At 34.1% G+C, this 11,608-nt stretch carries 8 protein-coding genes; 7 read left to right on the top strand and 1 reads right to left on the bottom strand.

What is annotated here, in order from left to right:
- The first annotated feature begins 120 nt into the window (after positions 1-120).
- The 5 genes from QUF61_RS15395 to QUF61_RS15375 all read left to right on the top strand — a co-directional run bounded on the left by QUF61_RS15395 (position 121) and on the right by QUF61_RS15375 (position 6,939).
- On the top strand, positions 121-531 hold the full coding sequence (locus QUF61_RS15395; RefSeq protein WP_289682503.1) for a hypothetical protein: 411 nt from the start codon (positions 121-123) through the stop codon (positions 529-531).
- Complete coding sequence (locus QUF61_RS15390; protein WP_289682502.1) at positions 528-1,334, top strand: ABC transporter ATP-binding protein; 807 nt, start codon at positions 528-530, stop codon at positions 1,332-1,334. The genes QUF61_RS15395 and QUF61_RS15390 overlap by 4 nt, the downstream gene beginning before the upstream one ends.
- Before the next feature lie 34 nt (positions 1,335-1,368).
- A complete protein-coding gene (locus tag QUF61_RS15385) occupies positions 1,369-3,243 on the top strand; it encodes an ABC transporter permease (RefSeq protein ID WP_289682501.1) in 1,875 nt (624 codons plus the stop codon).
- 18 nt (positions 3,244-3,261) lie between these two features.
- Positions 3,262-4,230, top strand: coding sequence for a M48 family metallopeptidase (locus tag QUF61_RS15380; RefSeq protein ID WP_289682500.1), 969 nt, complete (start codon positions 3,262-3,264; stop codon positions 4,228-4,230).
- Positions 4,231-4,296: 66 nt separating this feature from the next.
- Complete coding sequence (locus QUF61_RS15375; RefSeq protein ID WP_289682499.1) at positions 4,297-6,939, top strand: coiled-coil domain-containing protein; 2,643 nt, start codon at positions 4,297-4,299, stop codon at positions 6,937-6,939.
- Between the two features lie 50 nt (positions 6,940-6,989).
- Here QUF61_RS15375 and QUF61_RS15370 read toward each other — a convergent pair whose 3' ends face one another.
- Positions 6,990-7,859, bottom strand: a complete 870-nt coding sequence (locus QUF61_RS15370) for a hypothetical protein (protein ID WP_289682498.1) — start codon at positions 7,857-7,859, stop codon at positions 6,990-6,992.
- Between the two features lie 976 nt (positions 7,860-8,835).
- Between QUF61_RS15370 and QUF61_RS15365 the strand changes: the two genes are divergently transcribed.
- Positions 8,836-10,581 carry a hypothetical protein gene (locus QUF61_RS15365; protein WP_289682497.1) on the top strand — a complete coding sequence of 582 codons (1,746 nt, stop codon included), beginning with the start codon at positions 8,836-8,838 and terminating at the stop codon, positions 10,579-10,581.
- A 428-nt stretch (positions 10,582-11,009) separates the two neighbouring features.
- A complete protein-coding gene (locus QUF61_RS15360) occupies positions 11,010-11,603 on the top strand; it encodes a c-type cytochrome (RefSeq protein WP_103920153.1) in 594 nt (197 codons plus the stop codon).
- Positions 11,604-11,608: the final 5 nt, after the last annotated feature.

Below are 11,608 nucleotides of genomic sequence, written 5' to 3'. Positions count from 1 at the left end.
ATTCTCCTTTTTAGCTGCTTGGCATTAGGCCGGGACAGGTATTTTTGTGGATATGAAAAATTACCTTAAGAAAAAAATGGAAAATGATTGTTGACTGAAATAGTCAGGATGTAGCGGGAATTGCTGATTAAATCTATTATTGGTGAGCCATCATTAGATGAAAATACAACACTAGGCGAACAGCTCATAATGCGAAAAACTGGCTTACCTATACGTAATCGAGGGCCATTATTACAGTATTCATTAAATGAACTTCAGACAATGGAAGCCTGTGAAATGAGATACTTAGCAGACTGGCTGAAATCTATTAGAAAGGTGTTAATAAGTGTTGCCGAAGAACCAATGAAGAAAATATCCTTTAAGTTGCAAGACTATAGAGATTCAGGTTGCCAACTAAGCGAGAAGGGGAAAAAAATTAAAAAAATGGTATTAGAACCACCATCTTTATTGGGACCTGGCAACGAATACAGCTACCTCCATAGTTTATACGGAGAACAAATTTATTGGCTACCAGTGGATTTTCTACCATGACAAAAAATAATTGGGGGTTTGAACTTAATAATATTTCAGCAGCCTGGAAAACAAGTAAAAAAAATAAAGATACACTGAATAATATTAATTTTAAGCTTGAGATCAAAGATGGTATAACTACAGTGCTGCCTATTATGGGGCCAAGTGGACAAGGAAAAAGTACCTTGTTATATTTACTTGCCGCACTTAAATGGCCTAAAGGTGGAAGTATTGTCTGGCACCTGCCTGACGGCAAGATGATAGAATGGCATGCAGAAGGCAAACATTTATCAGAAGAGAGCCTGGTGCAACTGCACCGAAAATATTTTGGTTTCGCTTTTCAGGCAAGTAGTCTATCAAATCATCTGACTTTAATTGAAAATATCGCCTATCCTTTGTTATTGCAGGGGCAATCCTGGAAAAATGCACTGGAAAAAGCTGAAAGCCGATTTGATGATGTATTTTTTCTCCCGGATGAAAAAGAGGATAAAAAATTTTTGATGAATTCTTACCCTTCAAGAATCTCTGGTGGACAGCGTCAACGCGCAGCTTTATTACAAGCTGTTATTCATGATCCTTGCGTATTATTTGCCGATGAACCTACGGGGCAATTAGATTTACATACTCGCCGACAGGTTATGGAGGTTTTGAGAAACTGGGTTAAAAATGGGAATGGGAAACATTGCCTGGTATGGGTCACGCATCATCATACGGGGGACCTTAAGTTAATGGAAACCAATGACCTATTATTTGTTGACAATCAGCAATGTGATTTTCGTAATCGCCAGTGGTTGGAAAACTGGATGGAAAAGGCATTAGAGTAAATAGAATATTTTGATATATTGGATTCAAGTAATTATGAAAATATGGTTGAGATTAAGTTGGCTGGAATGGTGGCGTAGCGCAAGATACGGTAAAGATAATCGTGATTATTTTTGGTTGACAGTATTGCTATTCCTAACGCTTACTTTAGCATTATTGCTTTGGGGGGCTCGATCTGGCTTACTGGAAAAGTTTGTTGACGTTTCAATAGGTAGGATAGAGGGGGCAGGTATTCCTGTCTGGTTGGCTTCAAATACTCGAACAGGTATTGATCGTAAGCTATTAAATAAGATACGACAAGAACAGCAATTAGAATTTTTTCCCTATAGGGAAGTGGAATCCCATGAAATTAATTTACCTACTGAAAATGGTACTTATAAGCAAAATATTTGGCATTCAAAAAATCTGGAAAATAATCAAGCAAGTATAAAAAGGAATATAAAACCAGACTCTACAGAAGTCAAAAGTAAAAATTCAAATACCTCAATAATACCTTTTGAAGGCTGGGCTGTTGCCTTAAATGATCCACTTTGGCAAATGGAAATCTCACAACCCCAGTTTCAGGATGACTCAGGTCTACCCTTGGAAGTTGTACTAAATCTCAGTTTATTTAAACAATATTTTGATTGTGCAGCTTATCAGGAAGTGATACAAACGCGCTTACCATTTTGGAAATGGTCGGATGCTTCTTCTTCAGGAGGGAATGTTCTTTCTTGTTTGGATAGTGGTATTTTGTGGCTGGATGTTAATGTTAATGCAAAAAAAGAATTGATACCATTTTACATCCGCTGGCAAGCCCATATTCCTACTATGCAGAAAGTTGCTTTTCTGTTTCCACTCAGTACCTTTAATGCACTCAGGTTATCAAGGTATTACCCGGAAATGCGTTATTATCCGGAAGCCCAATTTGCTCACTCTCCCCGTGTTTGGCAACTCATTATCCGTCAGGGAAAAATGATGCTGCCAGATGATGTTATGACCACTCTACAAACCTGTTTAAAAGGTGGAGAGCTGAAAAATAACCGTTTGACATGGGAGCGAGAGCAAGTGTCACCTTTACCTGAATTTCAAGTGGTTGCTTGTATTGCTCAGCAATCACTGATTCCTTTACATACCGGAAATAGCGCTCCATTCCCTCCTTATATTAGTATCACTGAACAGGAAGAGGGGCATTATTTTAAGTATGACTCAGACGATTACCTGACAGTACTTTGTGCTGATGATATGAAGTCCTGCAATCCCTGTGACATTGTGCCTTCATTAAGAAAAGTGACAAACTGCCTGGATGGGCAAAAAATAGATATGATTCATGCTGCGGGTAGTTATCAGAAAGCATTTATTTATGTAGCAGATCGTAAGTCATTAGCTAAACAAATAAATTGGATTAAATCCCAGTATTTAGATAATCGGCGACTTTTTTATATTCATCCCACTTATGATGATGCATTAATCAGGTTTCGTTTTATTGATAAAATTATGACTATTCTCAAAAATAGTTATGCACCTTTTTTTGGGTTTTTTCTATTTATTTTATTATTAGTACAATTAAGTATTGTGATTGATCACAGAAAACATAATTATGGTATTTTACTGGCTAAAGGCTTGTCTTGGAATCAAATATTAATGTTATTGCGGTTTCAAGTCACAATCAGTTTTATAGTGGGATTCGTTCTTGCATTTTTGACTAGTGAGATTATGCAACGAATTTTTGCATATCAGTTAAATAATGTGGTAACAAAAACACCTTTTATTGACCATATTGTTGCGGGTGATTTGGATTTATTACCTTTAGCTTGGTTGGAGTATATAATTATTGGAGGGGGATTTTTTGTATTATTAATTTTTGTGACAACAGGTTTATTTAGAAAAATAATTTCCAGAAATATAGAACCTGCTTATTTATTTAGGTGAAAAATGAAAATATATCATATGAAAAAACCCTGGAGAGGACTACTTACTTTTTTAAGTATTTTCTTTCTAATTTCCTGTAGTGATGAACCAGAAAAAACTGTGTATCGTGAAAAAGATAGGTTAACTTTTTCAATACCTGTTATTAGTAACAATGCCTTGCTTCAAACTGAGGCAGACCTCATTTTATCTGGCAAAGTTAATGAATTGGCTGATAATGAATATGTCAAAACAGTCATTGACTGGTACTATGGGAAATGGCAGGATCAGTTAAGTTATTATAAAAAAACATCCACAATGCTTCATGTAACACCAAAACAGCTTGGTTGGTTGTATGACATGGTTAAAACCATGACAGAAGCACTAAGAATACCAATGCCGGATATTTTTTTGGTTTCAGATCATGAACCTAATGCCTATGTTACCAATATTAGCAGCCCAATTTTAGTCATTCATTCAGGATTAATAGAACTGTTAGATCAAGATGAACTTTTGTTTATTATTGGTCATGAACTGGGGCATTTAAAATTTAAACATGTACTGAGTATGGAAATAGTACAAACTTTATTTTATGGTATTGATCTGATTCCAACTCAATTTTTAAGGGATACAGTAGCAGGTATTGCCATGTTTAGCTTTTTAAAATGGTCACGCGAAGCAGAGATATCAGCCGATAGAATGGGTATGCTAGCAGTAGGTGGTTCAAACGAAATTGCTTCTCAAGCATTGGCTAAACTAATGTCTGGCTTACATCATTATGATGTTAATATTGATGAACTAAAAAAGCAGAAACAGGAAATTGATAATGCATTTATTCTGAAGAAAATCCCTGTATTGTTGACAGAAGCAACTGCAACGCATCCATTTATCAGTAGTCGGGTGGTATCTATTTACGAGTTTAAGCAATCTCCAGAATATAAACAACTAAAGAAATCTAGTAATAAAAAAAATATTACTTTTAAGGTACATAATTATGGACGTTCACATTAATACTTTACTCTCTAAAGTTTTAGTAAAATTTTCTTAAAATAAGCTGATGTATAAAGGAAAAATATTATGATAAATTTTCTACAATATCAATATACTTCTATTTTTCGGATAATATCTATCGGCTTATTGTTTATTGTATTGCTATCAGTAAGCTCACCTTTAATTGCTGAGGATGACAAGAAGAAAATAAAATTAAAAGAATGTGTTGAACTTTCTAAGAAAGAACGGTCTGGTGAGGTTAAAATAACAGATGTGGTAAATTGTTTTTCCGATTTAGATACTAATTTTGATGGAGGAAAAGAAGCCATTAAGGGGATTAGAGAATTAGAAAATTATTATCTTGAACTTGCCTATACTGTTGCAAAAAATAAAAATATATCAATTAGGAACCGTATTTTAAAAATCAAAGAATATAAAACAGAAAAGATTTTACATATCAACCTAAAAGGTAAGGCATCTTCTGAGTTATCTTCTATATTAAGTGATTTAAAGAAATGTAGGCCACCTAGAGAATATAATAGATTTTGTTTGAAAGAGAAAGAGAAAGAGAAAGAGAAAGTTGATGTAATTTGTATTAATGCCTTAAATGATAACAAACTCAAAAAGGCACTGAATTGTTATCGAAATCTAGCTGATAATAAGCTGAAAAAAAATGGTATAGAAAGAGTTGAAAATACTTATCGTCAACAAATTGAGCATACCATAGAATCAGGCCAACTAACTAATGCAGAACAATCTTTAGTAAAATTATCAGAAATTCATCCAAGGTTTTTTGGGTTATCTACTTTAAGAAAAAAATTGGTTTCTCACTATTTATATAAAGATGAACTCGATCATGCGGAAAGAGTAATTCAGATGATTGACAACTCATCAATAAAACTTGAATTAAAAGATACATTATCTGGTATTAAAAATTATAAACAGCAGGCTCAGGAGTTATTAGAAATAGATAGTTGGACTGAAAATAAAAAAAACCAAGTAGAATATATTCAATCCGAGTTACTTAAACTAAGTCCAAATTCTTTAGTTGTATCTAAATTACAACAGCGTTTACAAATTGAAGAACAGCAGAGGAAATATGAAGAAAATCAGAATATTAAAAAATTAGAGCAATTAGCTTTATGTAAAAATAAAAATTCACTGAAAATAACTATTCATTGTTACCAAAGTTTTTTGCAAAATAACCCAGATAATGATGTGGCTATAAGAGAGTTAAGTAATATTTATCAGCGGGAATTGAATATTATCCTGACAGGAAAACTAACAGATAATAATAAGCAGCAGGCTCAGAAATATTTAAATAACTGGAATGTTATAGCGCCTTATTCATCAGCATTACAAACTGTAAAAACAAGTTTTAATAAAAAAATTCAAGAAACAGAACTAACACAGCGCCAAGCTGAATTAATGGTGGGTTTAGATAACTGTAAAGCATTATTTCGTAATAATTGGCTAACTTCCTCTCCAGAAGGTGATAGTAATACTGCTTTATTCTGTTACCAGAATATCAAAGAAAATTATAAAAATAATACTAAAGCCCAGAAATTAGCTAACGATGGTCTATTTAGTATTGAGCAGCGTTACCAGGAATGGGCGGATCAGGCGCTAAATAAACAGCAATTTAATAAAATATCAGAGTATATTAATAAAATTATAATAGTTAATCCTCAGTCAGCATTACTAGCTGATATAAAAGATCGCGTAGAAAATAAACTGGTTAGAACTATTCAGGATAAACTGACAACTAAACGTTTAACTGAAGCAAGGAATTATTTAAATAGGTTAGAGAGATTTAATTCTCAATCGCGTAAGCTGAGAGGCTTAAAGGGACAATTGCTTGCTGCTGAGAAACTACAAAAAGATGAAAATAATGCTATCCAATCTATTAGGAATGCATTGGCAAAAGGGGAGGTTTCTACGGCTAGAAATAAATTGGCACGCTTAAAAAGGGATTACCCAAATTCAAGCCAGCTCCTAATACTAAACCGTGATATTGAGCGCAACACTAAAGAGCGGCAGCTTATAAAAGCGGTTAGAAATGAATTACACAATGGAAATATTGCTGGCGCTGAAAATCAATTAAGACGCCTGGAACGATTTAACTCACAATCTGCTGATTTATTTGGTTTAAGGAGTCAACTAAATATAGCTAAGAAAAATAAAATAAAGCAGGATTTCAAGAACCAAGAACTTAATATAGTTAACTCCATTAATAATGCCTTATTAAATAAAAATATTTATACTGCAAAAAATAAATTAAAGGAGTTAGAATCTAATTTTCCAAGATCTAAATCTCTAAGAACATTAAAATCTAGGTTATCAAATATTGAACAAAGATTACAAGATGAGCATAATTTGGAAATAGAAATAGCTGTTGCTGAATCTATCGAAACTGCCTTGGTGCAAGAAAATATCCATAAGGCAAGACAAGAACTAAGGAATTTAAAACAGCTTAATAGAAAATCAAGATATATAAATGACTTAGAATATAAGTTATCTGCTATTGAAAAAGAATTAGCTATTGTAAATTCTGCAAAAAATGCATTGCGGAATAATAGAACTAAGGAAGCAAAAGAGTATATAAATCGTTTAAAAAAATATAATACCTATTCAAAATATTTAAATGATTTAGAAACCAAATTAAGCCAATTAATGGAATCATCACCATCACAAAATATTCACCGAGAAATGGCTCCCTCACCTTGGTAATATGAAAGCATATCTTCAGTGCATTAAGCACTGAAAGAAGCTCATAGAGATTAAAATAGATAAGATAGTTGAAATTTGATACTAAACACTGTTTCTGTTAAACCAAAGTTCCCAGTGGCTGAAGGATTTACAATAATTCCATTTCTCTTCTCTACCATTTTATCTACGTTAAAATCATATCTGTAAGCATCCAGTGATATTTTATAAGCAACCGCAGGATCTGTGCTCTTACTTTTTATAGTTTTAGGGAGAAATACACCACTCCAACTCAAACTCAATTTTCCAGCTAAGGTATCACCCATACCAATTTTTTCAAAAGTACTGACTGGATTGTATACTGATTCCTCGCCATCCAATTTTGCTGCTGCTATGCTAATATTGAGTTTACCATAACCATTTTTATTGGTCTGACTTACACCAAAAGTATGCCCATAAATTAGTCCAATAAAAGGACCTTTTGCAGTGAAATGAGAATTGACACCTCTACCTTCAAGATCGGAAATATGGTCTAAATTAGTTCTGCCATTTTGATAACCTGCAGAAAAACTTAAATCTTTAAGAATAGAAATATTTGTTGATGGCTTGTAAAATAGTGCAGTAGACCAATCCTGACGCTCTAACTTTACTAAAGTATTACCAAGGTTATCCTGACCGCCACCCGTTGTCTCATAGCGCCCATTAATACCTAAAAAACCAAAGTTATCGTAAAAAATGGAAGCAGCGCCTCCAATGCCAGCTAAAGGAATGTTATCAGTTATTTTATTATCTTTACTAGTAGATGTTGCAGACTCATACGTATAATTCATAACCCCTAATGTTGAATATAGTTCAAAATATTTTCCAATTTTAATTTCTTTTGCGAATCCATTTGTTGCTATTAAAGCCATAACTACTGGAAAATAGATTTTTTTAGTTTTCATACCAAGTTACCTCTCATTGTGATTTTTTCCTTTATACAAAAAAAGGAAACATTTAAAACTTAGAATACTATTTTATATATACGAAAATTTATAGGATCTACGGCTAAGTAAATATACCTATACTATCGAAACCATTCAGACCCCAATTATTTTTTACCCCAAAATATGCGGAAAATACAGAAAATAACCTAAAGTTAACTCATTCCACGTATTTCAGCAAATTTCGTGGCAAAATCTACAATGAGGGGCTGAACATTTACATACTATCTACTAATGGTGTTCAGTAAGTCTAATGAATGAATGGAAACATTATTGTTTACTATTCCTTCTGTTAGCCCGGATATTTTATAAATGTGATCATGCCCTCGCTTGTCCTTTGCTTTATAACAAAATTTGTTTTATTTTGACCATACTCACAGGTAAAGGCGCTCAAACTTCTGCCAGTATTAATTTGAAATTTGAGAAAATGGCTAGAACAGTAACGGGTAAAAACAAATAATAACTTCAGGACTGGCAGTCCTACGCTTAAAATTATTATGTGAACTTAGTATTCGCTGTACTAGAAGCGTCCTGCTTACTTGATTGATACTATTTTTCTAAAAAATGCCAGGCTTTTTTGAAGCCAGTATTTGGAATAATATCACATTCAAATACTTGTGGTAGTTGTTTTTATAAAAAAAGAGTATTAACTATTGACCTTTTTAGTGCTAAGATAGTAGTATGTAAAGTCAGGAAAAATAGATTATTTTTTTATTAAAGTAAAATTAGATTAATTTCTCTCGTAGTTAGCATGCTAAATCTTTCACTTACTTTATCTATCTGCGATCTCTCAGATTAACAACTACTTAAAGGCTACAGACATGGGGTTTACATTCCTTCCATAGATAGCTGAAATTTAATTATATAGTCTATTTCATTATGCAATTTTCATTAATTTTGCTGAAATCTTTTATAAAAAACATAACGGAGAACTTTTATGGGTAAGAAAGTCAAGAAATTCATATTGTTATTTCTTAGTATGGTGCTGAGTTTTTCCATGCATGGCTTTGCTAGAGCACTGGTAAATGAGGGGTTTGAAAATGGTACAGACTCTTTTTTATTAAATGGCAACTATTTTACCTCCAACAAAGAACCTGGAAACAAAAAATTATTATATCGTGGTGATGGACTGGATTTAATGTCATCAGCCATGTGGAATGCGGAGGATAATAATAAATTTACTTATTTTAATGAGGTTTCTGTAGATACTACTTGGGAAGCTGGTAATGTGAGTAAAGGGTATGGATTGGTTCTGCATTGTGATAGCGGGAAAAAAATCAGCTTTCATTTATTTAAAGAAGGTAAAGTTAATATAACAGATGTGGGTGATATTGAAGTAGCAGTAAGAGATGCTGGAAACTCTTTAACAATAAAAAAAATAATGAGTAAGGAAACTTTTGATTTTTTAGGCTTTGAGTTTTATGTTAACAATGAACCTGTCAGACTTAACAATGATGAGACTGTTCTGAAAGTAGAAGATTGTAGTAATGTATCGTTAGGCATAGAAAATCATCATCAGATGGATATTAAATATGACAATTTTAAAGTAACCTGTGGTGAGGAACGCATATCTAATTCCAGCGGAATTAGCTGGGCATGTAATGGCGCTCATACGTATTACTGTACAAAGGTGATTGATAGCTCTGGAAATGTGCTTGAGGAACAACAGTGTGGCTATGGTATGCACAAATACCCACTAAATGATTTAAATCTAGGGGAAGATAACTATACCTGGGAAGTTTCTTCAGCATTAAAAGAGGGTGATGAACTTAAAGTATTTGATAATGGTGAATTTTCAGTTTGTACAGCAGATTTACCATATGTTTCCAACTCAAACCAATTACAGTGGGGATGCAGAAAAACTGATGCCTCCTATTGTCTAGATATTCTTGATGAAGAGGGTAAGGAGTTATATAATCCTTATGTGTGCAATACCGGTTTGCACTCTATCAACCCGCAACAATTATCTTTACTACCTGGTCAATATCAATGGCGAGTATGGTCTAACTCTGCTGAAGGTTTTCCTGAAAATATTGAAGAAGAATTTAAGGGGGTATTTAATGTCTATGAATATACTTCTACTATCAATAATATTGAGTGGAGGTTTGGTACAGAGATTAATGAGTATTGTGTAGATATCTTCTATAATGGTAGCATGCTAAATGAAATAAGTAATAAGACAGGTGAAGAATATGAACATAGCAAAAAATGTAATATTAAACCATATAAATTTAGTACTGCAGAGTATGCAATGAAGCGATTTAAGCTTTCAGAAGAGGGGTTAAAAAATCTAAAAAAGCAATATAGTGATTTTATTGTGACGTGGAAAATATGGTCTAAAAATATAGATGGCACTGAGAACTATGGTGGTACTGGCTTTGAGGGGGCATTTAAGCTGGGTGGTGATTGTGTTTCAGTAGCATTAAAGTCTCCCAGTGCAGAAACTTTGGAGTGGGGATGCCGGAGCAATCATACCTATTATTGCATAGATATTATTGCGGCAGAAAATACAGATAATCCTTCTTATGCGCCAGTAGAATGTGGTGAAGGCTTACATGCCACTGATTATTCAAGGCTTGATTTGCCAGCAGGTGATTACACATGGAAAGTTTGGTCTGGGAATGATACTGATTCAGCTTATGGTGGCCCTGGTTTTGAAGGTGCACTTAACATAACTGAATGATCTATTATTTATTTAGCGCCAGTTCAAACTGGCGCTATTATTGAGTAGCAGGTCAATTTTCATAGTAAACCCCGTCTAAGTTGAAAACCGCAGTTTTTGTTATTCCCGTGCAGATGGGAATCCAGTCCTCGTGAACAGCGACTGGATACCTGCTTGCACAGGTATGACATTAATAGAATATTTTTGTCGATTTCAAGGTGGATGGGGTTTATTACTTCCCTTCTTTGTTTAATTCTCATCACAACTTTTCATTTCTGAATACCTTCTTAAGTTTATTACGACTATCTAATATACTGAAACCATTGGTTTTTCTCTTTAGCTTTTGCTATAGTTCCCCTGCCTGATAATAATAAAAGGGGGTCACTCCCATATTTCGTTTGGCTTTAGGCGTATATATTTCTATTTCATTCCCTAAAGGAGGTTGTTTTATGCAACTTGAGAAACTTGGGCAGGCTTTTCTGCTCTCTGCACTCACTCTCGCCAGTACTGCTGTTTGGGCAGATGCTGATCGCTCTGCCATGCTCTCTTATACCTGCGTTGGTTGCCACGGTAACAATGGTTCCAGCACCGGCCCTGCAACACCTAGTATTGCAGGCATGAATGATGAAGGTTTTGTTGAAGCAATGAATGCTTATGCTTCCAATGAGCGTCCTTCCACCATTATGGGGCGTATTGCCAGAGGTTATACCGAGGAAGAAACTGCGGCAATGGCTAAGTATTTTGCTGCACAAAAAATGGTACCTGCTGTTCAAAAAGCAGATGCATCAAAAGTGGCAGCCGGCAAAGAATTACATGATAAATATTGTGAAAAATGTCATGAAGATGGTGGCACCACTGACCCAGATGGTACCGGCATACTGGCAGGGCAATGGATACCTTACCTGGAGTACTCATTAGCTGACTACGTTGATGGCACCCGTCCTATGGGTAAAAAAATGAAGAAAAAACTGAATAAGATGGTTAAAGTCAAAGGTAAAGAAAGTATCGATACCATTATTCAGTATTATGGCAGCCATAAATAAGGGAG

The organism is Candidatus Venteria ishoeyi (genome assembly GCF_030378065.1).
GTDB lineage: Bacteria > Pseudomonadota > Gammaproteobacteria > Beggiatoales > Beggiatoaceae > Venteria > Venteria ishoeyi.
This window is presented reverse-complemented; position numbering and strand designations above follow the sequence as displayed.

Excerpts from the sequence above, each read along its gene's own strand:
- QUF61_RS15390 (WP_289682502.1), top strand. The coding sequence starts at position 528 with ATGACAAAAAATAATTGGGGGTTTGAACTTAATAATATTTCAGCAGCC.
- QUF61_RS15385 (WP_289682501.1), top strand. The coding sequence starts at position 1,369 with ATGAAAATATGGTTGAGATTAAGTTGGCTGGAATGGTGGCGTAGCGCA.
- QUF61_RS15380 (WP_289682500.1), top strand. The coding sequence starts at position 3,262 with ATGAAAAAACCCTGGAGAGGACTACTTACTTTTTTAAGTATTTTCTTT.
- QUF61_RS15375 (WP_289682499.1), top strand. The coding sequence starts at position 4,297 with ATGATAAATTTTCTACAATATCAATATACTTCTATTTTTCGGATAATA.
- QUF61_RS15370 (WP_289682498.1), bottom strand. The coding sequence starts at position 7,859 with ATGAAAACTAAAAAAATCTATTTTCCAGTAGTTATGGCTTTAATAGCA.
- QUF61_RS15365 (WP_289682497.1), top strand. The coding sequence starts at position 8,836 with ATGGGTAAGAAAGTCAAGAAATTCATATTGTTATTTCTTAGTATGGTG.
- QUF61_RS15360 (WP_103920153.1), top strand. The coding sequence starts at position 11,010 with ATGCAACTTGAGAAACTTGGGCAGGCTTTTCTGCTCTCTGCACTCACT.